We start from the raw sequence: 26,395 nt of genomic DNA, 5'->3' as shown, positions 1-26,395 counted from the left end.
TGCAACACGGTCAAACCAGCATAGCAGCCGATTCCGACGCGCACGGCTTGGCGGCAGCGGGGGTTCCGGGGCATGCTGTAGCGCCTGCATCAGGCGTCCAACTTCCGGATGATCGAACCCTCATGAGCCAACTGCCGTTCCTGCCGTTTTCCAAACCTGTCATTGATGAAGCCACGATTGCCGCCGTCGGCGATGTGCTGCGCTCCGGCTGGATCACCAGCGGGCCGAAGGTCCAGGCCTTTGAAGCGCAGTTGTCGGAATATTTCGGCGGACGCCCGGTGCGCACCTTCAACTCCGGCACCTGCACCATGGAAATCGCCCTGCGCATCGCCGGCATTGGCCCGGGTGACGAAGTGATCACCACGCCGATTTCCTGGGTCGCCACCGCCAACGTGATCCTCGAAGTCGGCGCCACCCCGGTGTTCGCCGACATCGACCCGGTGACCCGCAACATTGATCTGGACAAGCTCGAGGCAGCGATCACCCCACGCACCAAAGCGCTGATTCCGGTGTACCTCGCCGGCCTGCCGGTGGACATGGATCGGCTATATGCCATCGCGCACAAACACAATCTGCGCATCGTCGAAGACGCCGCGCAGGCGTTGGGTTCGAGCTGGAATGGTCAGCGCATCGGCGCCACTGGCGACTTCGTGTCGTTCAGTTTCCAGGCCAACAAGAACGTGACCTGTTCCGAGGGCGGCTGTCTGGTGCTGAATACTCCGGAAGAAGCGCGGCTGGCGGAGAAATATCGCCTGCAAGGCGTAACCCGCAACGGCTTCGACGGTCTCGACGTTGATGTGCTCGGCGGCAAGTTCAACATGACCGACGTCGCCGCAACCATCGGTCTGGGTCAATTCGCCCATATCGAGGCGCTGACCGCCCATCGTCAGGAACTGGCCCGTCATTACTTCAAATGTTTTGGCGATGACTTCGAAGCGATCTATGGCGCGCAATTGCCGCCCGCGGATTTCACTCACAGCAACTGGCACCTGTTTCAGCTGGTCCTGCCGGAGCGCAAGGACGGCTTGCCGGCCCGCGCTACGTTCATGGAACAGATGCAGGCACACGGCATCGGCATCGGCTATCACTACCCGCCGATTCATTTGCTGAGTCTGTACCGCGAGCGCGGTTTCAAGGAAGGGATGCTGCCGGTGGCCGAGCGCGTCGGGCGACTGATTGTGTCGCTGCCGATGTTCACCAGCATGACCAGGGACGATGTCGAGCGTTCGGTGGCGGCAGTCAAAGCCGTATTGCAGCCCTGATCAATGTAGGCGCTGCCGCAGGCTGCGATCTTTTGATCTTGCTTCAAAAACAAAATCAAAAGATCGCAGCCTGCGGCAGCTCCTACAGGGGCGAGATTACTCGTCGATGCTTTTCTGGTAGGCGGTAGCGTCGAGCAGATTGTCCAGCTCGGACTTGTCGCTTGGCTTGAGCTTGAAGATCCAGGCGGCGTACGGATCGTTGTTCAGTTCTTCCGGCGAGTCAGCCAGTGCTTCGTTGACCGCGGTCACTTCGCCGCTGATCGGCGAGTAGATGTCGGACGCCGCTTTCACGGACTCGACCACACCGGCCGCTTCACCGGCTGCAAACACCTTGCCCACTTCAGTCAACTCGACAAACACCACATCGCCCAGCGCTTCCTGCGCGTGATCGCTGATGCCCACGGTAACGGTGCCGTCGGCTTCCAGACGCGCCCACTCATGACTTTCGGCAAAACGCAGTTCAGCGGGGATATTGCTCATGCTCGGTGTCCTCAAGAAATTGTCAGCGGTCAGGCCCGCCGGAAAAGGTCAGATCAAGGTTTTGCCATGGCGCACGAAGGTCGGTTTGACCACTCGTACCGGATACCACTTGCCACGGATTTCCACTTCGGCGCGGTCGGCAGTGGCCATCGGTACACGCGCCAGGGCAATCGATTTGCTTAGCGTAGGAGAGAAACTACCACTGGTGATCTCTCCTTCGCCAACATCGGCGATACGAACCACCTGATGGGCACGTAAAACACCGCGCTCCTCAAGCACCAGCCCCACCAGTTTGTGCGCAACGCCGGCGGCTTTTTCCGCTTCCAGCGCAGCACGCCCGATGAACTGCCGCGAGGTCGGTTCCCAGGCAATGCTCCAGGCCATATTGGATGCCAGCGGCGACACATCTTGATGAATGTCCTGGCCGTAGAGGTTCATCCCGGCCTCGACCCGCAACGTATCGCGGGCGCCGAGGCCGATCGGCGAAATGCCGGCACCGACCAGATCGTTGAAAAATCCCGGCGCCTGCTCGGCCGGCAAGGCGATTTCCAGGCCATCCTCACCGGTGTAGCCGGTGCGCGCAATGAACCAGTCGCCATCGACGTGAGCTTCGAACGGTTTGAGATGTTTGATCAGTTCGGCGCGGGACTGGGTCACCAGTTCGGCAATTTTCTGCCGGGCCTGCGGGCCTTGAATGGCGAGCATCGCCAGATCCTGACGCTCATGCAATTGCACGTCGTAACCGGCGACCTGCGCCTGCATCCACGCCAGATCCTGGTCGCGAGTGGAGGCGTTGAACACCAGACGATAACGGTCTTCGAGGCGATAGACGATCATGTCGTCGACGATGCCGCCACGCTCGTTGAGCATCGTGCTGTAGAGCGCGCGGCCGGGTCGGTGCAGGCGCTCGACGTCATTGGCCAGCAAATGCTGCAGCCAGGCCTTGCCCTGGACACCGGTGACATCGATCACGGTCATGTGGGAAACATCGAACACCCCGCAATCGCGGCGCACCTCATGGTGTTCCTCGACCTGCGAGCCGTAATGCAGTGGCATGTCCCAACCGCCAAAATCGACCATCTTCGCGCCGAGGGCGAGATGCAGGTCATACAGAGGCGTACGCTGTCCCATGGGTTTCTCCTTCCGGGCGTGGCGAAGGTGCGGACAGCCGCTGCACGGGGTGAAAGCCGCTAAATAGAAGGCTTTCAGCCGATTTCAGCGAACGGGTCTGTCAGACGAACCGCACCGAATGCCGCGCATTGTAGCCGCATGATTCAGCTCTCACTACTAAGTGTTTCGGTGCGCCGAGCGGCGGATCAGGCCAATGACCGGTAACAGGCCGACCAACACCAGGGTCAGCGCCGGCAGCGACGCCCGCGCCCACTCGCCCTCACTGGTCATTTCGAAGATCCGCACCGCCAGCGTGTCCCAGCCAAACGGGCGCATCAGCAGGGTCGCGGGCATTTCCTTGAGCACATCGACAAACACCAGCAGCGCCGCACTCAGCGTGCCGGGCAGCAACAGCGGCAGATACACTTTGAAAAACAGTCGCGGCCCACTGACACCGAGGCTACGTGCCGCTTCGGGCAATGAGGGCCGTATACGCGCCAGACTGTTTTCCAGCGGCCCGTACGCCACCGCGATGAAACGCACCAGATAGGCCATCAGCAACGCCGCCAGACTGCCCAGCAGCAGCGGCTTGCCGGCGCCGCCGAGCCAGCCCGACAGCGGGATCACCAGTTCGCGGTCGAGATAACTGAACGCGAGCATGATCGACACAGCCAACACCGAGCCCGGCAGTGCATAACCGAGATTGGCCAGACTGACCCCGGAACGGATCGCCGGGGTCGGCGCCAGTCGTCGGGCGAAGGCCAGCAGCAATGCGACGCTGACGGTGATTAACGCCGCCATGCCGCCCAGATACAGGGTGTGCAGGATCAGCCCGGCGTAACGCTCATCGAGATCGAAGCGCCCGCGCTGCCAGAACCAGACAATCAGTTGCAGGACTGGAATCACGAATGCGCAAGCAAACACCAGAGCGCACCAGCCGGTCGCCGCGAACGCCTTGATCCCGCGCAGGTGATACAACGCCTTGACCCGTGGCCGCTCGTTGCTCGCCCGATTGGCGCCGCGCGCGCGCCGTTCGCCGTACAGCACCAGCATCACCACCAGCAGCAACAGACTGGCCAGTTGCGCCGCGCTGGGCAGGCTGAAGAAGCCGTACCAGGTCTTGTAGATGGCGGTGGTGAAGGTGTCGAAATTGAACACCGAAACAGCACCGAAATCCGCCAGCGTCTCCATCAGCGCCAGCGCCACACCGGCGCCAACCGCCGGACGCGCCATCGGCAACGCCACCCGCCAGAACGCCTGCCATGGCGATTGCCCGAGTACCCGCGCCGCCTCCATCAAGCCTTTGCCCTGCGCGAGAAACGCGGTGCGCGCCAGCAGGTAGACGTAGGGATAAAACACCAGCACCAGCACCACAATCACCCCGCCGGTGGAGCGCACGCGTGGTAGGCGCAAGCCGCTGCCGAACCATTCACGCAACAGGGTTTGCACCGGGCCGGCGAAGTCCAGCAGGCCGACGAAGACGAACGCCAGCACGTAGGCCGGGATGGCGAACGGCAGCATCAGCGCCCAGTCGAGCCAGCGCCGCCCGGGGAATTCGCAGAGGCTGGTGAGCCACGCCAGACTGACACCGAGCAGCGTCACACCGACGCCAACGCCCAGCACCAGCGTCAGGGTGTTGCCGAGCAGGCGCGGCATCTGGGTTTGCCACAGGTGCGACCAGATCTGCTGATCGATGGTCTGCCACGACAGCAGCAGGACACTCAGGGGCAACAGCACCAGCGCGGCAATGGCGAGGACGATGGGGTACCAGCGGCGTTGGGCGGGGTGGGCCAAGGGGGTTCTCTAATAAATCGTGGGTCGGCGCAAGCGTAATGCCAGCCCCAATTGTGGCGAGGGGATTTATCCCCGATCGGATGCGCAGCATTCGTAAAAACTACGCCCGCGGTGTATCAGTACGCTTTGATTAAGGGCATTGGGGGTGCTTCGCACCCCATCGGGGATAAATCCCCTCGCCACAGGATATAACCAAGGTTTTAGTTCCAGCCCGCCCGATCCATCATGCGGATCGCTTCAGCCTGTCGCTTGCCCGCCACTTCCACCGGCAAGGTGTCAGCGACGAACTTGCCCCACGCTGCCACTTCTTCCGAAGGTGCCACCGCCGGGTTGGCCGGGAATTCCTGGTTCACGTCGGCGAAGATTTTCTGCGCTTCAGGTGTGGTCATCCATTCGACCAGCGCCTTGGCTGCCTCCGGGTGCGGTGCATGTTGGGTCAGGCCGATACCGGACAGGTTGACATGCACGCCGCGATCGGCCTGATTCGGCCAGAACAGTTTCACTGGCAGGTCCGGTTTCTGTTTGTGCAGGCGACCGTAGTAGTAGGTGTTGACGATGCCGACGTCGCACTGCCCGGCGTTGATCGCTTCCAGCACCGCGACGTCGTCGGAGAACACGTCCGTGGACAGGTTGTTGACCCAGCCCTTGAGGATCTTCTCGGTCTTCTCGGCGCCGTGCACTTCGATCATGGTCGCGGTCAGCGACTGGTTGTAGACCTTCTTCGCCGTGCGCAGACACAGGCGTCCTTCCCAGTTCTTGTCGGCCAGCGCTTCGTAGGTGGTCAACTCGCCCGGTTTAACCCTTTCGGTGGAATAGGCGATGGTCCGCGCGCGCAGGCTCAGGCCGGTCCAGGCGTGGGTCGAGGAGCGATATTGCGCAGGAATGTTGGCGTCGATGGTCTTCGAGGTGAACGGCTGCAGAATGCCCATCTGCTCGGCCTGCCAGAGGTTGCCGGCATCGACGGTCAGCAGCAGGTCGGCGGTGGCGTTTTCGCCTTCGGCCTTGATCCGCTGCATCAGCGGCGCTTCCTTGTCGGTGATGAACTTGATCTTCACCCCGGTTTTCGCGGTGTAGGCGTCGAACACCGGTTTGATCAGCTCGTCGATACGCGATGAGTAGACCACCACCTCGTCGGCGGCCTGGGCGGTGGTGCTGCCGATCAGGGTCAGGGCCAGTGCGGTCAGAAGACGCTTGGGTGCCAACATGGGAGTGATCTCTCGGTCGGAAAATGTGGGCCAAATGATAAGGACTCACATTTACCAGCTCAATCGAACACTTGGGCAAGGAGTTACCAGATGTTGCACAGGGCAACACACCCCTGTAGGAGCTGCCGAGTGAAACGAGGCTGCGATCTTTCGATCTTAAACCAAGATCAAAAGATCGCAGCCTTCGGCAGCTCCTACAGAGAGCGTTATCGACTCAGGGTTTGGCGAGCGCGGGGAGGTCGCCTGTGAGGCCAAGTGCTTCACGAACAAAGAGAGCCTTGGCCTCCGGCATCTGCTCCACCAGCTTCAACCCGGCGTTGCGCAACCAGCGTACCGGCAACGGGTCGGCCTGGAACAAGCGTTCGAAGCCCTCCATCGCCGCCATCAGCGCGAGGTTGTGCGGCATGCGTCGACGCTCGTAACGGCTCAGCACCTTCACGTCCGCCAGGCGCTCGCCGCGTTCCGCGGCTTGCAGCAGCACTTCAGCCAGCACCGCCGCATCGAGGAAACCCAGGTTGACGCCCTGCCCGGCCAACGGGTGAATGGTGTGCGCCGCATCGCCAATCAGCGCCAGCCCTTCGGCGACATAGCGCTTGGCGTGACGTTGACGCAGCGGCACGCACAGCCGTGGGTCAGCGCTGAGCACTTCGCCCAGGCAACCTTCGAACGCACGCTCCAGCTCACGGCAGAACGCGGCTTCATCCAGCGCCATCAGGCGTTCGGCTTCACTCGGCGTGGTCGACCAGACGATCGAGCACCAGTCTTGCTGCCCGTCACGCTCCAGCGGCAGAAACGCCAGCGGCCCGTGATCGGTAAAACGCTGCCACGCGGTCATCCGGTGCGGCTTGCTGCTGCGCACGCTGGTAACGATGGCATGGTGCAGGTAATCCCACTCGCGGGTGGCGACGCCGGTCAGACGGCGCACCGCCGAATGGGCGCCATCCGCCGCGATCACCAGCGGCGCACGCAACTGGCGACCATCGGCCAGGGTCAGCAGCCAGTCGTCACCGGAACGACGCATCTGCTCCAGCCGTGCGTTGGCCAGCATGCCCAGATCGCAATCGTGCAAACGATCGAGCAAGGCATCCTGCACCACGCGGTTTTCGACGATATGACCGAGCACTTCGGCATGCACACTGCTCGCCGAGAAATGAATCTGCCCGGTGCCGCTGCCGTCCCACACATGCATGTCGGTGTACGGGCTGCTGCGGCGTTTGGCGATGCCGTCCCAGACGCCAAGGCGTTCGAGAATCCGCTGGCTGGCCGCCGACAAGGCGCTCACTCGCGGCTCGAACGGCGCGGCGGCATCGAACGGTTTGACGCTCAGCGGGCTGCCGTCGAGCAGCAACACTTCCAGGCCACTGTCCTGCAACGCCAACGCGAGGGCGCTGCCGACCATTCCGGCTCCGACAATCAGCAGATCTGCGCGCATTTCCATGCTTTAAGCCTGTCTCGCTGGCGGCATGCGCCGCCCGTAAAGGGTTTTAGCGAGCGCGCCAGTTAGCGGCGCGCTGCTGAAAGTGAAAGTGCCGACCCGCCGCTCAAGCATCCGGCCGCGTCCCCAGCCCCATGGCCTGACGGGCAAACCAGCGCTTGGCCGGTGGCAGCAGATCGAGACCGAGCAAGCCAATGTTGCGCCCCAGCGACACCAGCGGCTGGGTGCTGCCGAACAGGCGGGTGACCTGATCGGAGAAGCCCACGGTGAGTTCCTGATCTAGGCGCTGGCGCTCGCGATAGGCCTGCAACGTGGCGAAGTCGCCCAGCGGCTGGTCACTGGCGAGCAGCGCCGCGGCCAATGCATCGGCATCGCGCAAGGACAGGTTGAAACCCTGCCCGGCAATCGGGTGCAGGCTGTGTGCAGCGTTGCCGAGCACCGCCAGATGCGAGCGCACTTGCTCCTCGGCCTCGACCAAGGACAGTGGGTACAGATGCCGCGCACCGACCTGTTTCAAGGTGCCGAGGCGGTAGCCGAACACGCCCTGCAGTTCGCTGAGGAAATCGCGCTCGCTCAAGTCTGCCAAACGCTGCGCGTCCATGCCCAGGCGGGTCCAGACCAGCGCACAGCGGTTGTCCGGCAGCGGCAGCAAGGCCATCGGCCCTTCGTCGGTGAAACGCTCGAAGGCCATGCCGTAGTGCGCTTCGCTCGGGGTGATGTTGGCGATCAGCGCGCTCTGGTTGTACGGACGCTTGCGCACGTTGATGCCCAATTGTTCGCGCAAACCGGAACGGCCACCATCGGCGAGCACCGCCAGATCGCACTCGATGCTGGTTTCATCGTTGAGGGTCAGGCGATAACCGTCGGGCAGCGGCTCCATGCGCGTAACCTCCGCCGGGCAACGCCAACTGATCACGTCTTTATCCAGATGCTGCCACAGGCACTGGCCGAGCCAGGCATTCTCCACCACATAACCGAGCGCCGGCACGCCCTCTTCCATCGCCGACAGACGGGCGGTGGAGAAGCGACCCCGATCGGAGACGTGAATCTGTTTGATCGGCTCGGCGCGGCGGGAAATCTCCTGCCACACGCCCAGCCGCTGATAGATCTGCCGTGAACCGAAGGACAGCGCCGATGAACGGGCGTCGTAGCTCGGCTGCCAACTGTCGCCGGGGGCGAACGGTTCGATCAGGACGATCTTCCAGCCGCGCGCCTTGGCCCCAGCCTGCAAGGCCAACGCCAGACTGGCGCCGACCAGACCGCCGCCGATGATTGCCAGATTGACTCGACTCATGCCGCGTGGGTCCGTGCTTGCGCCATCAGCGCTTCGATCTCGGCGACGGTTTTCGGTACGCCGCTGGTCAATATTTCACAACCGGTCTTGGTCACTACCACGTCATCCTCGATGCGCACGCCAATGCCGCGCCATTTCTTTGCTACGTTCTGGTTGTCCGGGGCGATGTAGATGCCCGGCTCCACGGTCAGCGCCATGCCGACCTCCAGCACCCGCCATTCGCCGCCGACCTTGTATTCGCCGACGTCGTGTACATCCATGCCCAGCCAGTGCCCGGCACGGTGCATGTAAAACGCTTTATAAGCTTCGGTCGCGATCAATTCGTCGACCTCGCCTTGCAGCAATCCAAGTTTTACCAGCCCCGTGGTAATCACCCGAACCGTGGCTTCGTGCGCCTGATTCCAGTTTTTGTTCGGGGCGATTTCAGCGACTGCGGCTTCCTGCGAGGCCAGCACCAACTCGTAAATCGCTTTTTGCTCTGGCGAGAACTTGCCGTTGACCGGCCAGGTGCGAGTGATGTCGCTGGCGTAGCAGTCGATTTCGCAACCGGCGTCGATCAATACCAGATCGCCGTCCTTGAGCAGCGCGTCATTCTGCTGGTAATGCAGGATGCAGCTGTTGCGTCCGGCGGCGACAATCGAGCCGTAAGCCGGCATCTTCGCCCCGCCCTTGCGAAACTCGTAATCGAGCTCGGCTTCCAGGCTGTACTCGTACAGTCCCGGCCGGCTGGCCTGCATCGCGCGGATATGCGCCTGAGCGGAAATCCGCGCTGCTTCGCGCATCACCTTCACTTCTGCCGCCGATTTATACAGGCGCATGTCGTGCAGCAGGTGATCCAGGGCAACGAATTCGTTCGGCGGCTGGGCGCCGAGGTGCGCCTTGGAGCGGATCACGTTGATCCAGTCCATCAGGTGCCGGTCGAACTCCGGGTTGCTGCCCATCGCCGAATACACCCGATCGCGGCCTTCGATCAGGCCCGGCAGGATGTCGTCGATGTCGGTAATCGGGAACGCGTCGTCAGCGCCGTAATCACGGATCGCGCCTTCCTGCCCGGCGCGCAGACCGTCCCACAACTCACGTTCGGCGTTGCGTTCACGGCAGAACAGCACGTACTCGCCATGCTCGCGGCCGGGCATCAGGACGATGACCGCCTGCGGTTCGGGGAATCCACTGAGGTACTGAAAGTCGCTGTCCTGACGATAGACATGCTCGACGTCGCGGTTGCGAATGGCCACCGCGGCGGCGGGCAGGATCGCGATGCTGTTGGGTTCCATCTGCGCCATCAGGGCCTTGCGGCGACGGCTGTATTCCGCTTTGGGGATATGGGTCATGGGCAGATGGCTTTCCCTGGCACGCGATTAATGCAGCGACGGCTTGGCGGCTGGCGGCACGTCGGCTTTTCTGGTTTCCGAGAACAGCAGCAGCGGCGCGACGCGCAGATACTCCATGACTTCCATGTAGTCGGTTTCGCCGTCTTCGGACTCTTCCAGGGCATCTTGCACCTGGGAAATCGCGGCCAGATCCTGCAGCACTTCGGTCGCTTCGGTGCTGAGCATGCTGCTGTCGCGGCAGTTCAGGCCGAAACCGCTGAGGAAGCCCTGGCACCATTGGCCCAGTGCAGCGGCGCGGTCGGCCAGCGGCGCATCATCGGTCGGCAGCAGCAGAACGACGGTCACGTCGCTGCCAGTCAACTCACCCTTGACCATTTCTTGCAGGCCGATCAGGGCGTTGCGGACGTTGTCCTGGATATCGCCTTCGAGCAGTTCGGCGGCGTCGATCAACCAGCCTTCGTTATCGAAGCCGGCGCCGGCGCAGCTGCGGCCGAGCAGCAGGCCATGCAGTTCGGCAGGCGAGACGTTGTGGCCGCTGGCAGTCAGCAGGGTGGCAAAGGCTTGGTACGGGGAATTCGCAATGGTCATGGGCAGCTAGGCGCCAGACGGCGCTATGTCTAGAATGAAGGCCTTGTATCCTACATCGACAGACTCGCCAAGACTATTAAAGGCTGTCCGCCAGCTATCCCATCAGACAGACTCCGACTCAGTGGACACAATGGAAGACACCAACCTGCAAGCGCTGATGGCCAGACTCGAACTGCTGATTAGTCGAGTGGAGCAACTTAAGAGTCAAAACGCACTCTTACTAGCTCAGGAAAAGACCTGGCGCGAGGAACGCGCTCACCTCATTGAAAAAAACGAAATCGCCCGGCGTAAGGTCGAATCGATGATTTCGCGCCTCAAGGCCCTGGAGCAAGACTCATGAGTTCAAGCAATAGCGTTACCGTGCAGATCCTCGACAAAGAATATTCGATCATCTGCCCCCAGGAAGAACGCAGCAATCTGGTCAGCGCCGCCCGCTACCTGGACGGCAAGATGCGCGAGATCCGCAGCAGCGGCAAAGTCATCGGCGCCGACCGTATCGCCGTGATGGCCGCGCTGAATATCACCCACGACCTCTTGCACAAAGAAGAGCGCCCGGACATCCAGGCCAGCGGCTCGACCCGTGAACAGGTGCGCGACTTGCTCGATCGTGTCGATCTGGTGCTGGCGACCGATCCGGACGTCACCAAGGGCTGATTCGCCGGGCCGCTTGAGGTATACTCGCGGCACTCCCTGGGGTGCTTGCCAGTTGACGATGTCCCTGAGCCGATTTGCACTACCCTGGAGGTTGCACGTTGGGCTGGTGTGCATGTCCGCCAGACGGAAAGCCTTAAAGTCTACTGCATCCTCCACCTTGAACTTTCGGGTTCAAGGGCTAAGTTGACAGCGGTTCATCCGGGGAGCCTGATTCGAATCCGATGCCGGTTTTTGCCGGCATCGGATTTTTTATGCGTGCGTTTTCGCCCTCACCTGCCGAAGCCGAACCATGACCGAACCCGCGCTGCTGCCCCGCCCGCAACTCCGCCGCCTTCTGCGCAAGGCGCGCCGCGCATTGACCCCGAGCGAACAACGCCAGGCAGCCAAAGGCCTGTTCCGCCAACTGGCGCAAGACCCGCACTTTCGCCGGGCCAGATACATTTCCCTGTACCTGCCCACCGACGGTGAAATCGACCCGCGCCTGCTGCTGCGCGAAGCCCAGCGGCGCGGCAAGGCCACCTACCTGCCAGTGCTCAGTGCCTGGCCGCGAACCAAAATGGTGTTCCAGCGGATTCGCCCGGGCGACAAGCTCAAGCCCAATCGCTTTCGCATTCTCGAACCGCGAGCCAATCTGGCTCAGCAACGCAGGATCTGGACCCTGGATCTGGTGCTGTTGCCACTGGTGGGATTTGACGATGTCGGCGGACGGCTGGGGATGGGCGGCGGATTCTACGACCGCAGTCTGGCCTACCTGGCCCGGCGCAAAAACTGGCGCAAGCCGACGTTGCTGGGGCTGGCCCATGAATGTCAGAAGGTCGAACGCCTGGCGCAGGCCAGCTGGGATGTACCGTTGCAGGGCACGGTCACCGATAAGGCGTGGTATGTCGCAGGGTAGACGCCGCGCAGGTCAGCGGCGTCGGGAAGGCTGTTTCAGCGCTTGAACGCGGTCGACTGTTGGACCTGCTGCGCGACTTCAATCGGTGCATCGGTCTTGCTCGTCCACAGACTTTGCGCATAACCGGTGGTTACGACGCCGAGGCCGAACAAAATAACCAAAGTCCATAGCAAATCCGGTTTGCGTTTCATCGATTGCCCCCCTCAAGGCACATCATCACGATGACAGCAGCGGTTTCCGTTCGTAGGCCGTGCAGCAGCGTCAAGCTTTAAAGGCCGGCATTTTGCGACAACGTGAACCCGGGCGCAAATGCTGACGTCAACCGACCGTCGGTTTGTCATAAAATTGCCCGACAACCTGTCCAATCACCGCTTGAGGAGCAAAAGACATGGCCTATTGGCTGATGAAATCCGAGCCGGACGAACTCTCGATCAAAGGCCTGGAGACACTCGGCAAAGCGCGCTGGGACGGGGTTCGCAACTATCAGGCGCGCAATTTCCTGCGGGCGATGGCGGTCGGGGATGAGTTCTTTTTCTACCACTCCAGTTGCCCGGAGCCGGGGATTGCCGGAATCGGCAGGATTATTCAGGCAGCGTACCCGGATCCCACCGCACTGGACCCCGAAAGCCATTACTTCGACCCGAAAGCCACGCCCGAGAAAAACGCCTGGAGTGCAATCGATGTTGCACACGTCGAGACCTTTGCCCGGGTGCTGAAACTGGATTATCTGAAGCAGCAGACCGCATTGGCCGAGATGCCGCTGGTGCAAAAAGGCAGCCGTCTTTCGGTCATGCCGGTGACCGCCGAACAGTGGGCCGTCGTGCTCGGTTTGCGCTGAGAACTCTCCGGTCACGGTTTTTTACCCGAAAAAAGGGCTAGGCTTGGCGCTCATTTGACTGACATCAAGCGAGTGGAACGCTTGAACAGTCAGACTGGACGCCACAGCCGCAGGATGCCCCCATGTCGACGCACAGCCGTTCTTCACTTCTATATGCCGGTTCGCTCCTGGTGTTACTCGCCGCCGCGGGTGGCCTCGGTTACTGGATGTCGATCAGCAGCCGGCTGGTCGAGGGGCTGTCGATGGGCAACGGGCGCCTGGAAGCCACCGAGGTGCAGATCGCCAGCAAGACGCCCGGGCGCCTGGCCGAGGTGCTGGTGGATGAAGGCGACAAGGTCAGCAAAGGACAACTGCTGGCGCGCATGGACACCCGCACCCTCGAAGCCCAGCGCAATCAGGCCGAAGCCGAAGTCCTGCGCGCCCGGGAGAATCTCAACGCCGCTCAGGCCAATGTGCAGTTGCGTCAGAGTGAGCTGCTGCTGGCCCAGCAAGAGCTCGGCCGCTCGCAGTCACTGTTCAAGCACGGTTACGTCAGCGCGCAGATCATCGATCAACTGCAGTCGCGAATTGGCACCGGCAACGCTGCGGTGACCGCAGCCCGCGCCCAGGTATCTGCGGTCAGCGCAACAATCGGCGCAGCGCAGGCGCAGGTGGCGCAGCTGACCAGCGAAATCGACGACAGCCTTCTGCGCGCGCCGATTGATGGCGTGATCCAGCTGCGCATGGCCGAACCCGGCGAAGTGCTGGGTGCCGGCGGCCGGGTCTTGTTGCTGATCGATCCCAACGACCAGTACATGAACCTCTATCTGTCAGCTGCGGTGGCCGGGCGCCTGGCCGTGGGCGACGAGGCGCGCGTGTTGCTTGATGCCTTGCCCGATAAACCGCTGCCGGCAAAAATCAGTTTCGTCGCGGCCAAATCGCAATTCACCCCCAAAGAAGTCGAGACCCGCGACGAGCGACAAAAACTGGTGTTCCGCGTCAAGTTGCGCCTGACCCAGCCCAGCGCCGTGCCACAGGCCAAGCCCGGCATGCCCGGCGCCGGCTATGTGCGGATCGCACCTGTCGAATGGCCGGCCAATCTGCAATGAGCAGCCTTGCGGTTCAAGCGAACGGTATCGCCCACCGCTACGGCAAACAGCAAGCGCTGAAGGAGATCGCCTTCAGCCTGCCCGCCGGAACCCGCTGCGGGTTGATCGGCCCCGATGGCGCGGGCAAGTCCAGCCTGCTGGGGTTGATCGCCGGCGTGAAAACCCTGCAACAAGGGCAACTGCAAGTGCTCGGAGGCGCGATCCAGGATCGCCGGCATCGCGACACACTCTATGCACGTATCGCCTTCATGCCGCAGGGGCTGGGCGGCAACTTGTACCCCGAGCTGTCGATCCGCGAGAACATCCAGTTCTTCTCGACGCTGTTTGGCCTGTCCAGGGCTGAAAGCGAGCAACGCATGCACAGCCTGTTGCTCGCGACCGACTTGCTGAAATTTGCCGAGCGCCCCGCCGGCAAGTTGTCCGGCGGCATGAAGCAGAAACTCGGGCTGTGCTGCGCGCTGATCCATGAGCCCGACCTGTTGATCCTCGATGAGCCGACTACTGGCGTCGACCCGCTCTCGCGCCGGCGTTTCTGGGAGCTGGTCGACGATGTGCGCAGCCAGCGCCCGCAACTGACGCTGCTGGTCGCCACGGCGTATATGGAAGAAGCCGAGCAATTCGAGCATTGCCTGATGCTCGACGCCGGCCAGTTGATCGCCACCGGCCTGAGCCGCGAGCTGGCGGCCGTCACCCCCAGCGGCAAACTCGATGACGCCTTTACCCATTTCCAGGGTGACAGCCAGCACGACGCTCAACCGCTGGTGATTCCACCGCGCACCGGCAACAGCAACGACATCGCCATCCAAGCCCACGACCTGACGCTGCGCTTCGGCGATTTCACCGCCGTGGATCACGTCAGTTTTGCCATTGGGCGTGGCGAGATTTTCGGCTTTCTTGGCTCCAACGGCTGCGGCAAGACCACTACCATGAAGGTTCTGACCGGGCTGATGCCGGCCAGTGAAGGCAGTGCGACGCTGCTCGGTAACCCGGTAAACGCCAAGGATCTGGCCACGCGCAAGCGGGTCGGGTTCATGTCGCAGAGCTTTTCGCTGTATGGCGAACTCAGTGTGCGACAGAACCTCGAACTGCACGCGCGGCTGTTCGACCTGCCCAAAACCGAGAGCGCACAGCGCATCGAGGCATTGATTCAGCGCTTCAATCTGCTCGCGGTCGCCGACCAGCCATCCGGGGCATTGCCATTGGGCCTGCGCCAGCGTCTGTCGCTGGCGGTGGCAGTGCTGCACCGCCCGGAAGTGCTGATCCTCGACGAGCCGACCTCCGGCGTCGATCCGGCAGCCCGCGATGACTTCTGGCGACTGTTGATCGAGTTGTCCCGTGAACAAGGCGTGACGATCTTCCTCTCCACGCACTTCATGAACGAAGCGCAGCGCTGCGACCGCATCTCACTGATGCACGCCGGCAAGGTTCTCGCGTGCGATACCCCGGCGGCACTGCAACGCCAGTTCGCTGGAGAGACGCTGGAAGCGGCCTTCGTCACCTGCCTGGAACAGGCTCAGGGCGCTCAGGCATTGGCGCCTTTAACCGAGCCGCAGATGGCGCCGCCGACCGCAGCGACAACCCCGGTGCCGCGTCACGGTTTCAGCCTCGGTCGCCTGCTGGCGGTGGCCCGTCGCGAAGGCAAGGAACTGCTGCGCGACAAGGTGCGCATGGCGTTCGCACTGGCGGGGGCGATTTTCATGATGGTGATTTTCGGCTACGGGATTTCCCTGGACGTGGAAAACCTCGCGTTCGCCGTGTACGACCAGGATCAGACGCCGCAGAGCCGGGCTTATCTTGAAGCGTTTCGCGGCTCCCGCTACTTCGACGAGCAGCCGGCCATTCGTAATCCACAGGAGCTGCACCGGCGCCTGCAACGCTCGGAAATCAAACTGGCACTGGAAATCCCGCCCGGATTCGGCCGCGATTTGTACGCCGGGCGCCAACCCGCTGTGGCGGCGTGGCTGGATGGCGGCATGCCGTTTCGCGCCGAAACCAGCCGCAACTATGTTGAAGCCGTGCACCTGGCCAATCTGCAACAACTGGCCGAGCAAAGCAGCCCGGCGCTGGCCCGCCCGGCGGCCGCCAGTCTGCAAACCCGCTTTCGCTACAACCAGGACGTGGTCAGCGTCAACGCCATCGGCCCCGGGGTCATGGCGCTGATCCTCGCCTTTATTCCAGCGATGCTGACGGCGTTGGGCATCGTGCGCGAAAAGGAGTTGGGCTCGATCACCAATTTCTACGCCACGCCCCTGACCCGCTTGGAGTTTCTGCTGGGCAAGCAGGCGCCGTACCTGCTGGTCAGTCTGGTCAACCTCGCGGTGCTGGTGGCGATGAATCGCTGGCTGTTCGGCGTGCCGTTCAAGGGCAGCCTGCTGACGCTGGCATTCGGCGGCCTGCTGTACGTGCTGGCGACCACCAGCATGGGCCTGCTGATTTCGGCGTTCACCCGCACGCAAATCGCCGCGATCCTCGGCACCATGATCATCACCAGCCTGCCGACCATCCAGTTCTCCGGGCTGATCGTGCCGCGCTCGTCGCTGGAGGGTGCGGCTGCGGTGATGGGTATGCTGTTTCCCGCGGGGCACTTCCTCGACATCGCGGTGGGCACGTTCACCAAAGCGCTGGACGTGCGTCAGCTGTGGCCGCAGTGCCTGGCGCTGTTCGGGTTCTTTGTCGGGTTCACCGGGCTGAGCCTGATCATGCTGAAAAAGCAGGAGGCCTGATGCACAAGTTCGCGCACATCCTGCGCCTGGGCCTCAAGGAACTGACCAGCCTGCGCCATGACAGCGTGTTGCTGCTGTTCCTGTTCTACGCCTTCACCGTGGCGATTTACATGCCCGCCGCCGGCTCGGTGATCGGCGTGCACAACGCCAGCGTGGCGATCGTTGACGAAGACCACAGCGCCCTCTCGCGCCAGTTGGCCCAAGCTCTGCAGCCGCCGGAGTTCCAGACGCCGGTGCTGTTGCCTTACCCTCAGCTGGACCAGGTGATGGACAGCGGTCAATACACCTTCGTCATCAACATCCCGGCGGGCTTTCAAACCGATCTGCTGGCGGCGCGGCAACCGGCGATTCAGGTCAATGTCGACGCCACGGCCATGAGCCAGGCGTTCATGGGCGCTGGCTACATTGGCCGGATCTTCCAGCGCGAGTTACTCGACTATGCAGGTCAGGGTGAAGCAGCGACCAAGGCACCCGTGCAACTGACTACTCGCGCCCTGTTCAACACCAATCTGGAGGGTGGCTGGTTTCTGGCGGTGATTCAGATCGTCAACAACATCACCATTCTGGCGATCATCCTCACCGGCACGGCGCTGCTGCGCGAACGCGAACACGGCACGCTCGACCATTTGCTGGTGCTGCCGCTGACGGCGCTGGAAATCATGCTGGCGAAAATCTGGAGCAACCTGCTGGTGGTGGTGCTGTGCACCTGGTTGTCGCTGGAAGTGGTGGTCAAAGGCCTGCTGGATGTGCCGTTGGCTGGCTCGATGAGCCTGTTTTTGCTGGTGACGGCGGTTTATCTGTTTGCCAGCACCGCGCTGGGCATCTTTCTGGCGACGCTGGCGCGTTCGACGCCGCAGTTCGGCCTGCTGGCGATTCCAGTGATCATCCCGATGTTGCTGCTGTCGGGCGGCAGCACACCGCTGGACAGCATGCCGCAATGGTTGCAGTGGGTGATGCAGGGCTCGCCGTCCACGCACTTTGTCAGCCTCAGCGCCGCGATTCTGTTTCGCGACGCCGGGCTGAGCGTGGTCTGGCCGGACTTGCTGGCGCTGACAGCCATCGGCCTGCTGTTCTTCCTCATCGCGCTGGCACGCTTTCGCAAGAGCCTGGCGTCCTGAACAGCGGCCAGCGTGTTTACTGAATGATCAGGTTGTTGAACAGCAGATCTTCAACCACCGGCTTGCCGGTCTCGTCATTCATCACTTGCTGGGTCTGCTTCAGGGCTTCCTGACGCAGCTTTTCCTTGCCTTCGATGCTGCCCATCGCCTCGGTGGTCTGCTGAGTGAACAGCGCCACCAGTTGATTGCGGATCAGCGGCTCGTTGGCCTTGACCAGTTTGGTCGCCTCTTCACCGGTCACACGCAGCGCCACGTCGGCCTTGTAGACCTTCAGCTTCGGCGTGCCGTCCAGCCCGTAATTGCCCACGAACGGCGGGCTCAGGGTGATGTAGTTGACTTTCGGCGCCTCGCCTTCTTTGGCTTCTTCGGCCAGCGCTGCCACAGGCAGAGACAGGGCCAGCAACAACATGATCCACGCTTTCACAATTCGCTCCTTATCCGGTTTGCGGCCTAGCATAACGACCCGCCGCGCAAGCACAAGCTTATGGCTGACTATCAGGGCCGGGCATGCTCGTTGACCCGTTGACTGACATACCTACACTTATCGGCCATCACTCCCAAAGGAATAGCCCTGATGAAAGCCGTGCTGTGCAAAGCCTTCGGCCCTGCCGAATCGCTGGTGCTGGAAGACGTCGCCAGTCCTGTCGCGAAGAAGAACGAAATCTTGCTGGAGGTGCACGCCGCCGGGGTCAACTTCCCGGACACGCTGATCATCGAGGGCAAGTACCAGTTCAAGCCGCCCTTCCCGTTTTCCCCCGGGGGCGAAGCGGCTGGGGTGGTCAGTGCCGTCGGTGAAAAGGTCAGCCATCTGAAAGTGGGCGACCGGGTCATGGCCCTGACCGGCTGGGGCAGTTTCGCCGAACAGGTCGCGGTGCCGGGCTACAACGTGCTGCCGATCCCGCCGTCGATGGATTTCAACACCGCCGCCGCGTTCAGCATGACCTACGGCACTTCGATGCACGCCCTCAAGCAACGGGCAAACCTGCAACCGGGCGAGACCCTGCTGGTGCTCGGCGCTTCGGGCGGCGTCGGCCTGGCGGCAGTGGAGATCGGCAAAGCCATGGGCGCCCGGGTCATTGCCGCCGCCAGCAGCGCGGAAAAACTCGCCGTGGCCAAGGCCGCCGGTGCCGATGAACTGATCAACTACAGCGAAACCAGCCTCAAGGACGAAATCAAACGCCTCACCGACGGCCAGGGCGCCGACGTGATCTACGACCCGGTCGGCGGCGACCTGTTTGACCAGGCCATTCGCGCCATCGCCTGGAACGGCCGCCTGCTGGTGGTCGGCTTCGCCAGCGGACGCATCCCCGAACTGCCGGTCAACCTCGCGCTGCTCAAAGGTGCAGCCGTGCTCGGCGTGTTCTGGGGCTCCTTCGCCCAGCGCCAGCCACAGGACAACGCAGCAAACTTCCAGCAACTGTTCGGCTGGTTCGCCGAAGGCAAGCTGAAACCGCTGGTGTCGCAGGTGTACCCGCTGAGCAACGCGGCGCAGGCGATCAACGATCTGGGGCAGCGCAAGGCGGTGGGCAAGGTGGTGGTGCAGGTGCGCTGAGTTTTTCCCGGCCGGCGCCCCTTGGAGCCGGCCCGGTTCGCGCCAGGCAGCAACACAGCTTCACTCTCAGCGGCGCTGGTTATCAAAGCAACTCACGAACCTCTCCCGGCAGAAAACTCATGTATCTCCGCATGGGGGCCTCCCGGCAGCCTCTGACGATCATCGGTACGCGCCGATTCATCCTGGCGATGATTGCCAGACGTTGATCATCGGCCAACTGACTCTTGTGGATCGCGTTCGAAACGTAAGCGCGGGTGTAATGAAACACGTCCGCGTCGACCCAGGCGTACTCAGGCATGTTCCTGAAACTGCCAGTGATGACATGACACTTCACTGACTTCAGCCACTGATTGAGGTGGATCGGCTCGTCCCGGCCCAGTCGAAAGAGCATCGGTGCCACCACGGGCTGTTCTGCAGGCCGCCCGTCTTCAGCCGTCCAGGGCTTGAAGCGCCACTGTGTTATCGCGTCTTTGACCGCCTCAGCCAGATCAGGGTGATCACTTTGCACAATGCTGATCGCGCTGACCGAACCATCCGCCTTGACGACAAAACTGACCCTGACTTCGCCTTCGACCCCGGCCCTGTGCAACAGCTTCGGGTAAATCGGCTTGGGATTGTTTTCCGGTATGAGTAACCCTTCCGCTGCCAGCGCAAGACTGAAGATCGTCAATAAAAGCCCAGCAAAGAACCACCGCATGATCTCGCCCCTTCCCGATTGAGATGCCTGTCCGGCAACAACAGAAAGGTTACGGAGCACTGCCTGTTAACTGAATGGCGCAGCTTCGCTATTGAATGCAGGACATTTCCTGATCCTGACAAGAAAACAGGCGAACGCCCTGCGCAACGGGCTTCAGGTACATTTTCTGACGGATGTTTAGCCGCCACTGGTCGCTGCCGCGTCGCCCGGCAACAAATGTTCCTGAACCTTCAGACTGCGAGACGGAATCAGCCGTCCCTTGTCATCGAAGCGCAAAACGATCAGCCAGTCGAAGACTTCATCCGGCCATCTTTCCTGCCCCATCAGCGCCGTGGGGTCGCCACCAAAGGCCTTGAGCAGTTTATTGATGTGGCCGTGGTGCCAGGCGATCAGCACCGTTTGCGCCTGATTGCTTTTGCGCAACAGTTTGACCAATTGATGCAGATCGCCATTGACGTAGGGCTGCTCGATCGCGAGGTTCAGTTGTTGGGCCAGCGGGGTCAGGGTCAGGCGTGAGCGCGAACTCTCCGGGGTGTCGCCTGCAGCGATCAAACGCTGCGGGGTGAGCGCTTGGCCGTCGAGTTGCAGCGCAGAGAAATAGTCGACGTAGGCGGCTGCACGCTGTTCGCCCCGGGCGTTGAGCACAGATCCGACATCCGGTTTTTCCGCATGACGGATGATCAGCACCGTGGCGTTGCGCAGGCCGGAATGGGAAGGATGATCGGTGACGATCAATGTCAGCAGCACAACGGCGAGCCCCGCCGCCACCAAGAACCTCGGCACCAACATGCGAACCTTCAGGGCCATTTCCTATCTCTGCTGATCAATTGGCTGAACGGGCCGCGAGTCTATGCCACACCATGTTGATAAGTGGTGAAAACGTCCTGTTTTTACAGCTGAGCGACAGGTTCGTAAAAGAACATGCGACTTCCAACATTTTCCGCTGTTTTGCCGATGCGAACCGGTGCTATTTTCGGTAACGAAACTGTAACATTCGCATCCGCAGTCAAAACAAGAAATCTGGAGCTCTTGAATGTTTGCTTTCTTTCGTCCTGCCGCACATCAGGCTCCATTGCCTGAAGAAAAAATAGACAGCACTTATCGACGCCTGCGCTGGCAGATCTTCGCCGGTATTTTCTTTGGCTACGCGGGTTACTACCTGCTGCGCAAAAACTTCTCGCTGGCCATGCCGTACCTGATCGACGAGGGCTACAGCCGTGGCGATCTGGGTCTGGCGATGTCGGCCATCGCGATTGCCTACGGTCTGTCGAAGTTCCTGATGGGCCTGGTCTCCGACCGTTCCAACCCGCGTTATTTCCTGCCGTTCGGCTTGCTGGTGTCGGCCGGGGTGATGTTCATTTTCGGTTTCGCGCCGTGGGCGACGTCCAGCGTGACCATGATGTTCATCCTGCTGTTCATCAACGGCTGGGCCCAGGGCATGGGCTGGCCGCCGAGCGGGCGCACCATGGTGCACTGGTGGTCGCAGAAGGAACGGGGCGGCGTGGTCTCGGTGTGGAACGTGGCGCATAACGTCGGCGGCGGTCTGATCGGCCCGCTGTTCCTGATCGGCATGGGCCTGTTCAATGACTGGCACGCAGCGTTCTACGTCCCGGCAGCGGTAGCGCTGGGCGTAGCGGTGTTTGCCTTCATCACCATGCGCGACACCCCGCAATCGGTCGGTCTGCCGCCGATCGAGAAGTACAAGAACGATTACCCGGAAGGCTACGACGCCAGCCACGAAGACGAATTCAGCGCCAAGGAAATCTTCGTCAAATACGTGCTGCGCAACAAAATGCTCTGGTACATCGCCATGGCCAACGTCTTCGTCTACCTGCTGCGCTACGGCGTACTGGACTGGGCGCCGACCTACCTGAAAGAAGCCAAGCACTTCGACGTCGACAAGACTTCGTGGGCTTACTTCTTCTACGAGTGGGCGGGCATTCCGGGCACGCTGCTGTGCGGCTGGATGTCGGACAAGATCTTCCGTGGCAACCGCGGCCTGACCGGCATGGTGTTCATGGCACTCGTGACCGTGGCGACGCTGGTGTATTGGCTGAACCCGGCCGGCAACCCGACCGTGGACATGATCGCGCTGTTCTCGATCGGTTTTCTGATCTACGGCCCGGTGATGCTGATCGGTCTGCAGGCGCTGGAGCTGGCACCGAAGAAAGCCGCCGGCACGGCAGCAGGCTTCACCGGTCTGTTCGGCTATCTGGGCGGTTCGGTCGCGGCGAGTGCGGCGATGGGCTATACCGTTGACCACTTCGGCTGGGACGGTGGTTTTGTCCTGCTGGTGGGCGCTTGCCTGCTGTCGATGGCCTTCCTCGCCCCGACGCTATGGCACAAGCAAGTCGCCAGTCAGAGTCGCGAAGCCGTCGCCTGATCGGCTTTTGCCTGACAGCGCTTGAGCCGCGCCTCCAGATTTCGATCCGGCATGGCGTGGCTGCGCAGGGCGTGGGCGGTCTGCTCGACATAATCGCGAGTGGTGCCGTAGCGCCCGCAAGCGCTTTCGAACACCTGACTCAGCACATGATCCGGCAAGTTGCCGGCATAGCTGGGCAGGTGTCGCTCCAGAACAAACCCCAACGCCTGAACCTGACTGCCATCTTCGAGCCGGCAGTTCAGCCAGTGCGGGCGATAGGACGGGAACGGCATCTCGCGTTTCCACAGCGCGTACAGCGCAGCGTCGAGATTCTCTTCCGGCAGCCGATAGGCGAAGCCGCTGCATGAACCGCCACGATCCAGACCAAACACCAGCCCAGGCATTTCCGGCGTTCCACGATGCTCATGCGACCACAGGTACAAGCCGCGATGGTAACCGTGGACTCGCCCGCGCACCCGCTCTACCGCCGTGCACTCCGGGCGCCAGATCAGCGAGCCGTAAGCAAACAGCCACACCGGCCCACCCTTGTGGCGCGCCATGGTCGATTGCATCGAGACGAGAAGTTGTTCGTGGGTCAGCTGCGGCCCCAGATCGAGCCGCGGAGGGTAAGCCAGATTCACAAAAGCAGATTCAATGGCGGTCATGACGGAAGTGTTCGGCCCCGCAAGTATTACAAGATGTAAGCACAATTCGCTTGATAGAACATATAGCAGTAACTGTAAAACGAAAAGTGCTAAAGGATGTATGACCCGCCTGACAATGATAATGCGGGATCATCTGCCCGGTTATCCGGTTTTATATAGCCTAATACCCTTGCAGCAATATCTTAAATACCCGAACGAAATATGCATAAGCCTTCGCTTGTTCAGGTTTCGTTCATGAAGGCGCGGGAAACTTCCTACTAAAATGTCGGACTTTCTTTCTTCTCCGTCGCTGAACGCCAACGTATAACGGCCTTCCTCTGGCGCAAGCCATCCCGTTTAACCGAGGCTGCACAATGAACCTCCCAAGACTTCTGACCGTATTGCTGATGACTCAGACCGGCCATGCATTGGCCGCGGACGATGCGCAGGACACGGGCTTCTGGTATGCCCAGACCAGCGTCTACACCCGACATTATTCGCCCGACCCCGAGCACAATAATCATCAGGACTTGATCGGCATCGAACGCAATCAGGCTTCGGGCTGGGTCTTTGGCGGGGCAACTTTCCGTAATTCGTTCCGCCAGCGCTCGAACTACGCCTATGCCGGCAAGCGCTATGACAGCCGTGAGTATCCGGTGTATTTGAAAGTCACGGGCGGGCTGTTGCAGGGTTATCGTGGTGATTACAAGGACAAGATCCCGTTGAACCGCTATGGCGTTGCGCCAGTGATCATTCCGTCCATCGGGACTCACTACGGCCCATTGGCTGCCGAGCTGGTGTTTCTCGGCGCCAATGCGGCGATGGTGACTAGCGGTGTACGTTTCTAGGGGCGGGGCTCAAGATCGCGGCGCATAGGCAAATACGTCGGCGCGCATCTGGTGCGCATCCATGCCCGCTTCCACCAGCGCATCCAGCGTGCCGTAGACCATCGCCGGCGAGCCGCTGGCGTAGACGTGCAGGGCCTTCAGATCGGCGAAGTCCTCGCACACGGCCTGGTGCAACATCCCGCAGCGCCCTTCCCAACCGCACTGGTCGCTGACCACTTTGTGCAGGAACAGATTGGGCAGCTTCAGCCATTCGTCCCAATGCTCGATGTCGTAGAAATCTTCCGGGCGGCGCACGCCCCAGTACAGATGCACCGGGTGCTTGAAGCCGTTGGCGCGGCAGTGTTCGATCAAGCTGTGAATCTGGCCCATGCCGGTGCCGGCGGCGATCAGCACCAGCGGCCCGTCAGGCAATTCGGCGAGGTGGGTGTCGCCGAACGGCAGTTCGACGCGCACCAGCGGGTTGCGCTGCAGTTGCTCGATCAGGCTCAGCGCACTGGCCTCACGGGCCAGCACGTGGATTTCCAGATCCCGTCCGCCGTGCGGTGCCGAGGCCATGGAGAACGCTGACTTTTCACCGTTCTCGCGCTCGATCATCAGGTACTGCCCGGCGTGATAACGCGGTGGCTTGCCGGCCGGCGCACGCAGGCGCACGCGCCAGGTGTCGCCGCCGACGTCCCGGCATTCGATGACCTGACACGACAGGCTGCGCACCGGCAGTTCTCCCAGCGCGAGCACGCCATCCCACAGCAGGACGCAGTCTTCCAGCGGCTCGGCTATGCAAGTGTAGAACTCGCCGTGGTCATGCACCTTGCCGGCCTGTTCGACCCGGCCCTCCACCAGCAGCGCCGCACACACGTGGCAATTGCCGTTGCGACAGCTTTGCGGGCAGTCGTAGCCCAGGCGCCGCGCACCATCGAGAATCCGCTCGCCGGGCCGTATCTCAAGCACCGCTCCGGAGGGCTGCAGGGTTACACGCATCAATCTATTCCTAACTGATTCCAGATGGCATCGATCCGCCGGGTGACGGCGTCGTCCTTGACGATCACACGGCCCCACTCGCGAGTGGTTTCGCCCGGCCACTTGTGGGTGGCATCCAGGCCCATTTTCGAGCCCAGGCCCGAGACCGGCGAGGCGAAGTCGAGGTAGTCGATCGGCGTGTTGTCGATCATCACCGTGTCGCGCTTGGGGTCCATGCGCGTGGTGATGGCCCAGATCACGTCGTTCCAGTCGCGGGCATTGATATCGTCGTCAGTGACGATAACGAACTTGGTGTACATGAACTGTCGCAAAAACGACCAGACACCGAGCATCACGCGCTTGGCATGCCCCGGATACGACTTCTTCATTGTCACCACGGCCATGCGGTACGAGCAGCCTTCCGGCGGCAGGTAGAAGTCGGTGATTTCCGGGAATTGCTTCTGCAGGATCGGCACGAACACTTCATTCAGCGCAACGCCGAGAATTGCCGGCTCATCCGGCGGACGGCCGGTGTAGGTGCTGTGGTAGATCGGCTTGATCCGGTGGGTGATGCGTTCGACGGTGAACACCGGGAAGCTGTCGACTTCGTTGTAGTAACCGGTGTGGTCGCCGTACGGGCCTTCATCGGCCATCTCGCCCGGATGGATCACGCCTTCGAGGATGATCTCGGCAGTGGCCGGCACTTGCAGGTCGTTGCCACGGCACTTGACCAGCTCGGTGCGGTTAGCGCGCAGCAGGCCGGCGAAGGCGTATTCGGAGAGGCTGTCCGGCACCGGCGTCACGGCGCCGAGGATGGTCGCCGGGTCGGCGCCCAGCGCGACCGACACCGGGAACGGCTGGCCCGGATGCTTTTCGCACCACTCGCGGAAGTCCAGCGCGCCGCCACGGTGGCTGAGCCAGCGCATGATTACCTTGTTGCGGCCGATCACTTGCTGACGGTAAATACCGAGGTTCTGGCGCTCCTTGTTCGGGCCTTTGGTGACGGTCAGGCCCCAAGTGATCAGCGGGCCGACGTCGCCGGGCCAGCAGGTCTGCACCGGCAGCATCGCCAGGTCGACGTCGTCGCCTTCGATGACCACTTCCTGGCACACCGCGTCTTTGACGACTTTCGGTGCCATCGAAATGATCTTGCGGAAGATCGGCAGTTTCGACCACGCATCCTTCAATCCCTTCGGCGGCTCCGGCTCCTTGAGGAAAGCCAGCAGCTTGCCGATCTCGCGCAGTTCGCTGACCGACTCGGCGCCCATGCCCATGGCCACCCGCTCCGGGGTGCCAAACAGGTTGCCGAGCACCGGGATGTCGTAGCCGGTCGGCTTCTCGAACAGCAGCGCCGGGCCCTTGGCCCGCAGTGTGCGGTCGCACACCTCGGTCATCTCCAGCACCGGCGAGACGGGAATCTGGATGCGTTTCAACTCTCCGCGCTGCTCAAGCTGCTGCACGAAATCCCGAAGATCCTTGAATTTCATTGACGATGGCACCCTCAAAATAGGCGTACATCC

Annotated in this window: 26 protein-coding genes and 1 other RNA gene; 12 read left to right on the top strand and 15 right to left on the bottom strand. The window is 61.8% G+C overall.

The genetic code is table 11. The features are described from left to right. Nucleotides 1-122 precede the first annotated feature (122 nt). Nucleotides 123-1,262, top strand: coding sequence for a DegT/DnrJ/EryC1/StrS family aminotransferase (locus AB1J88_RS22095; protein ID WP_430291975.1), 1,140 nt, complete (start codon nt 123-125; stop codon nt 1,260-1,262). 96 nt (nt 1,263-1,358) lie between these two features. On the opposite strand, the gene gcvH is transcribed toward AB1J88_RS22095, so the two are convergent. From gcvH to AB1J88_RS22055, 8 genes are all read right to left on the bottom strand, one after another. Further along, on the bottom strand, nt 1,359-1,742 hold the full coding sequence (gene gcvH / locus AB1J88_RS22090) for a glycine cleavage system protein GcvH (RefSeq protein ID WP_430289953.1): 384 nt from the start codon (nt 1,740-1,742) through the stop codon (nt 1,359-1,361). Between the two features lie 48 nt (nt 1,743-1,790). Further along, complete coding sequence (gene gcvT / locus AB1J88_RS22085; protein WP_430291974.1) at nt 1,791-2,873, bottom strand: glycine cleavage system aminomethyltransferase GcvT; 1,083 nt, start codon at nt 2,871-2,873, stop codon at nt 1,791-1,793. 156 nt (nt 2,874-3,029) lie between these two features. Then, on the bottom strand, nt 3,030-4,646 hold the full coding sequence (locus AB1J88_RS22080; protein ID WP_430291973.1) for an ABC transporter permease: 1,617 nt from the start codon (nt 4,644-4,646) through the stop codon (nt 3,030-3,032). 200 nt (nt 4,647-4,846) lie between these two features. After that, a complete protein-coding gene (locus AB1J88_RS22075) occupies nt 4,847-5,851 on the bottom strand; it encodes an extracellular solute-binding protein (protein ID WP_041072084.1) in 1,005 nt (334 codons plus the stop codon). Nucleotides 5,852-6,065: 214 nt separating this feature from the next. After that, complete coding sequence (locus tag AB1J88_RS22070) at nt 6,066-7,283, bottom strand: 2-octaprenyl-3-methyl-6-methoxy-1,4-benzoquinol hydroxylase (protein WP_430292711.1); 1,218 nt, start codon at nt 7,281-7,283, stop codon at nt 6,066-6,068. A gap of 109 nt (nt 7,284-7,392) precedes the next feature. Then, nucleotides 7,393-8,580, bottom strand: coding sequence for a 2-octaprenyl-6-methoxyphenyl hydroxylase (gene ubiH, locus AB1J88_RS22065; RefSeq protein WP_430291972.1), 1,188 nt, complete (start codon nt 8,578-8,580; stop codon nt 7,393-7,395). Further along, the gene (pepP, locus tag AB1J88_RS22060; protein ID WP_430291971.1) at nt 8,577-9,911 is read right to left on the bottom strand and encodes a Xaa-Pro aminopeptidase; all 1,335 of its coding nucleotides are present in this window, start codon (nt 9,909-9,911) and stop codon (nt 8,577-8,579) included. The genes ubiH and pepP overlap by 4 nt, the downstream gene beginning before the upstream one ends. A gap of 27 nt (nt 9,912-9,938) precedes the next feature. Further along, nucleotides 9,939-10,499: a YecA family protein gene (locus AB1J88_RS22055; protein WP_095668055.1), complete on the bottom strand. Its 561-nt coding sequence runs from the start codon at nt 10,497-10,499 to the stop codon at nt 9,939-9,941. Nucleotides 10,500-10,629: 130 nt separating this feature from the next. Here AB1J88_RS22055 and AB1J88_RS22050 point away from each other — a divergent pair, with 130 nt between their 5' ends. The 4 genes from AB1J88_RS22050 to AB1J88_RS22035 all read left to right on the top strand — a co-directional run bounded on the left by AB1J88_RS22050 (nt 10,630) and on the right by AB1J88_RS22035 (nt 12,048). After that, nucleotides 10,630-10,839, top strand: a complete 210-nt coding sequence (locus AB1J88_RS22050) for a TIGR02449 family protein (protein ID WP_222017815.1) — start codon at nt 10,630-10,632, stop codon at nt 10,837-10,839. Next, nucleotides 10,836-11,153 (top strand): cell division protein ZapA, encoded by a 318-nt coding sequence (locus AB1J88_RS22045; protein ID WP_008055229.1) that lies wholly within the window; start codon nt 10,836-10,838, stop codon nt 11,151-11,153. Before AB1J88_RS22050 ends, AB1J88_RS22045 begins: the two co-directional genes overlap by 4 nt. Before the next feature lie 30 nt (nt 11,154-11,183). After that, nucleotides 11,184-11,362: non-coding RNA, 6S RNA (gene ssrS, locus AB1J88_RS22040), on the top strand. 80 nt (nt 11,363-11,442) lie between these two features. Beyond that, nucleotides 11,443-12,048: a 5-formyltetrahydrofolate cyclo-ligase gene (locus AB1J88_RS22035; protein WP_430291970.1), complete on the top strand. Its 606-nt coding sequence runs from the start codon at nt 11,443-11,445 to the stop codon at nt 12,046-12,048. A 35-nt stretch (nt 12,049-12,083) separates the two neighbouring features. On the opposite strand, the gene AB1J88_RS22030 is transcribed toward AB1J88_RS22035, so the two are convergent. After that, complete coding sequence (locus AB1J88_RS22030; RefSeq protein WP_086792358.1) at nt 12,084-12,239, bottom strand: hypothetical protein; 156 nt, start codon at nt 12,237-12,239, stop codon at nt 12,084-12,086. A 197-nt stretch (nt 12,240-12,436) separates the two neighbouring features. Between AB1J88_RS22030 and AB1J88_RS22025 the strand changes: the two genes are divergently transcribed. The 4 genes from AB1J88_RS22025 to AB1J88_RS22010 all read left to right on the top strand — a co-directional run bounded on the left by AB1J88_RS22025 (nt 12,437) and on the right by AB1J88_RS22010 (nt 17,815). After that, a complete protein-coding gene (locus AB1J88_RS22025) occupies nt 12,437-12,886 on the top strand; it encodes an EVE domain-containing protein (protein ID WP_047297220.1) in 450 nt (149 codons plus the stop codon). 122 nt (nt 12,887-13,008) lie between these two features. After that, complete coding sequence (locus AB1J88_RS22020; RefSeq protein ID WP_041072069.1) at nt 13,009-13,974, top strand: HlyD family secretion protein; 966 nt, start codon at nt 13,009-13,011, stop codon at nt 13,972-13,974. Then, nucleotides 13,971-16,697 (top strand): ribosome-associated ATPase/putative transporter RbbA, encoded by a 2,727-nt coding sequence (gene rbbA / locus AB1J88_RS22015; protein ID WP_430291969.1) that lies wholly within the window; start codon nt 13,971-13,973, stop codon nt 16,695-16,697. Before AB1J88_RS22020 ends, rbbA begins: the two co-directional genes overlap by 4 nt. Further along, nucleotides 16,697-17,815 carry an ABC transporter permease gene (locus AB1J88_RS22010; protein ID WP_222017811.1) on the top strand — a complete coding sequence of 373 codons (1,119 nt, stop codon included), beginning with the start codon at nt 16,697-16,699 and terminating at the stop codon, nt 17,813-17,815. Before rbbA ends, AB1J88_RS22010 begins: the two co-directional genes overlap by 1 nt. 16 nt (nt 17,816-17,831) lie before the next feature. On the opposite strand, the gene AB1J88_RS22005 is transcribed toward AB1J88_RS22010, so the two are convergent. Then, entirely contained in the window at nt 17,832-18,239 is a 408-nt protein-coding gene (locus tag AB1J88_RS22005; RefSeq protein WP_027610485.1) for a flagellar basal body-associated protein FliL, read from the bottom strand. A 150-nt stretch (nt 18,240-18,389) separates the two neighbouring features. On the opposite strand from AB1J88_RS22005, the gene AB1J88_RS22000 reads away from it, so the two are divergent. Beyond that, nucleotides 18,390-19,367, top strand: a complete 978-nt coding sequence (locus tag AB1J88_RS22000) for an NADPH:quinone oxidoreductase family protein (RefSeq protein ID WP_115985873.1) — start codon at nt 18,390-18,392, stop codon at nt 19,365-19,367. 82 nt (nt 19,368-19,449) lie between these two features. On the opposite strand, the gene AB1J88_RS21995 is transcribed toward AB1J88_RS22000, so the two are convergent. After that, complete coding sequence (locus AB1J88_RS21995) at nt 19,450-20,064, bottom strand: energy transducer TonB (RefSeq protein WP_430291968.1); 615 nt, start codon at nt 20,062-20,064, stop codon at nt 19,450-19,452. Between the two features lie 177 nt (nt 20,065-20,241). Further along, nucleotides 20,242-20,871: a flagellar basal body-associated protein FliL gene (locus AB1J88_RS21990; protein WP_430291967.1), complete on the bottom strand. Its 630-nt coding sequence runs from the start codon at nt 20,869-20,871 to the stop codon at nt 20,242-20,244. A gap of 226 nt (nt 20,872-21,097) precedes the next feature. Between AB1J88_RS21990 and glpT the strand changes: the two genes are divergently transcribed. Next, complete coding sequence (gene glpT, locus AB1J88_RS21985) at nt 21,098-22,447, top strand: glycerol-3-phosphate transporter (protein WP_003229323.1); 1,350 nt, start codon at nt 21,098-21,100, stop codon at nt 22,445-22,447. Here glpT and AB1J88_RS21980 read toward each other — a convergent pair. Further along, entirely contained in the window at nt 22,423-23,091 is a 669-nt protein-coding gene (locus AB1J88_RS21980) for a gamma-glutamylcyclotransferase (RefSeq protein WP_041072057.1), read from the bottom strand. The genes glpT and AB1J88_RS21980 overlap by 25 nt on opposite strands. A 353-nt stretch (nt 23,092-23,444) precedes the next feature. Between AB1J88_RS21980 and AB1J88_RS21975 the strand changes: the two genes are divergently transcribed. Further along, on the top strand, nt 23,445-23,918 hold the full coding sequence (locus AB1J88_RS21975) for a sn-glycerol-3-phosphate transporter (protein WP_430291966.1): 474 nt from the start codon (nt 23,445-23,447) through the stop codon (nt 23,916-23,918). Between the two features lie 9 nt (nt 23,919-23,927). Here the strand turns inward: AB1J88_RS21975 and AB1J88_RS21970 are convergent, their stop codons facing one another. Further along, on the bottom strand, nt 23,928-24,896 hold the full coding sequence (locus tag AB1J88_RS21970; RefSeq protein WP_414903995.1) for a CDP-6-deoxy-delta-3,4-glucoseen reductase: 969 nt from the start codon (nt 24,894-24,896) through the stop codon (nt 23,928-23,930). Further along, nucleotides 24,896-26,362 (bottom strand): 4-hydroxy-3-polyprenylbenzoate decarboxylase, encoded by a 1,467-nt coding sequence (gene ubiD / locus AB1J88_RS21965; protein WP_430291965.1) that lies wholly within the window; start codon nt 26,360-26,362, stop codon nt 24,896-24,898. Before ubiD ends, AB1J88_RS21970 begins: the two co-directional genes overlap by 1 nt. Nucleotides 26,363-26,395: the final 33 nt, after the last annotated feature.

Origin of the sequence: Pseudomonas sp. S8 (assembly GCF_050473925.1) — a bacterium.
In the GTDB taxonomy this organism is placed as follows: Bacteria; Pseudomonadota; Gammaproteobacteria; order Pseudomonadales; family Pseudomonadaceae; genus Aquipseudomonas; species Aquipseudomonas parakoreensis.
Note: the sequence above shows the minus strand (reverse complement) of the source record. Positions and strands in the feature narration are given on the sequence as shown.

Bases quoted from the DNA above. Each gene is read 5' to 3' on its own strand.
- AB1J88_RS22095 (WP_430291975.1), top strand. From the start codon at position 123: ATGAGCCAACTGCCGTTCCTGCCGTTTTCCAAACCTGTCATTGATGAA.
- gcvH (WP_430289953.1), bottom strand. From the start codon at position 1,742: ATGAGCAATATCCCCGCTGAACTGCGTTTTGCCGAAAGTCATGAGTGG.
- gcvT (WP_430291974.1), bottom strand. From the start codon at position 2,873: ATGGGACAGCGTACGCCTCTGTATGACCTGCATCTCGCCCTCGGCGCG.
- AB1J88_RS22075 (WP_041072084.1), bottom strand. From the start codon at position 5,851: ATGTTGGCACCCAAGCGTCTTCTGACCGCACTGGCCCTGACCCTGATC.
- AB1J88_RS22070 (WP_430292711.1), bottom strand. From the start codon at position 7,283: ATGCGCGCAGATCTGCTGATTGTCGGAGCCGGAATGGTCGGCAGCGCC.
- ubiH (WP_430291972.1), bottom strand. From the start codon at position 8,580: ATGAGTCGAGTCAATCTGGCAATCATCGGCGGCGGTCTGGTCGGCGCC.
- pepP (WP_430291971.1), bottom strand. From the start codon at position 9,911: ATGACCCATATCCCCAAAGCGGAATACAGCCGTCGCCGCAAGGCCCTG.
- AB1J88_RS22055 (WP_095668055.1), bottom strand. From the start codon at position 10,499: ATGACCATTGCGAATTCCCCGTACCAAGCCTTTGCCACCCTGCTGACT.
- AB1J88_RS22050 (WP_222017815.1), top strand. From the start codon at position 10,630: ATGGAAGACACCAACCTGCAAGCGCTGATGGCCAGACTCGAACTGCTG.
- AB1J88_RS22045 (WP_008055229.1), top strand. From the start codon at position 10,836: ATGAGTTCAAGCAATAGCGTTACCGTGCAGATCCTCGACAAAGAATAT.
- AB1J88_RS22035 (WP_430291970.1), top strand. From the start codon at position 11,443: ATGACCGAACCCGCGCTGCTGCCCCGCCCGCAACTCCGCCGCCTTCTG.
- AB1J88_RS22030 (WP_086792358.1), bottom strand. From the start codon at position 12,239: ATGAAACGCAAACCGGATTTGCTATGGACTTTGGTTATTTTGTTCGGC.
- AB1J88_RS22025 (WP_047297220.1), top strand. From the start codon at position 12,437: ATGGCCTATTGGCTGATGAAATCCGAGCCGGACGAACTCTCGATCAAA.
- AB1J88_RS22020 (WP_041072069.1), top strand. From the start codon at position 13,009: ATGTCGACGCACAGCCGTTCTTCACTTCTATATGCCGGTTCGCTCCTG.
- rbbA (WP_430291969.1), top strand. From the start codon at position 13,971: ATGAGCAGCCTTGCGGTTCAAGCGAACGGTATCGCCCACCGCTACGGC.
- AB1J88_RS22010 (WP_222017811.1), top strand. From the start codon at position 16,697: ATGCACAAGTTCGCGCACATCCTGCGCCTGGGCCTCAAGGAACTGACC.
- AB1J88_RS22000 (WP_115985873.1), top strand. From the start codon at position 18,390: ATGAAAGCCGTGCTGTGCAAAGCCTTCGGCCCTGCCGAATCGCTGGTG.
- AB1J88_RS21995 (WP_430291968.1), bottom strand. From the start codon at position 20,064: ATGCGGTGGTTCTTTGCTGGGCTTTTATTGACGATCTTCAGTCTTGCG.
- AB1J88_RS21990 (WP_430291967.1), bottom strand. From the start codon at position 20,871: ATGGCCCTGAAGGTTCGCATGTTGGTGCCGAGGTTCTTGGTGGCGGCG.
- glpT (WP_003229323.1), top strand. From the start codon at position 21,098: ATGTTTGCTTTCTTTCGTCCTGCCGCACATCAGGCTCCATTGCCTGAA.
- AB1J88_RS21980 (WP_041072057.1), bottom strand. From the start codon at position 23,091: ATGACCGCCATTGAATCTGCTTTTGTGAATCTGGCTTACCCTCCGCGG.
- AB1J88_RS21975 (WP_430291966.1), top strand. From the start codon at position 23,445: ATGAACCTCCCAAGACTTCTGACCGTATTGCTGATGACTCAGACCGGC.
- AB1J88_RS21970 (WP_414903995.1), bottom strand. From the start codon at position 24,896: ATGCGTGTAACCCTGCAGCCCTCCGGAGCGGTGCTTGAGATACGGCCC.
- ubiD (WP_430291965.1), bottom strand. From the start codon at position 26,362: ATGAAATTCAAGGATCTTCGGGATTTCGTGCAGCAGCTTGAGCAGCGC.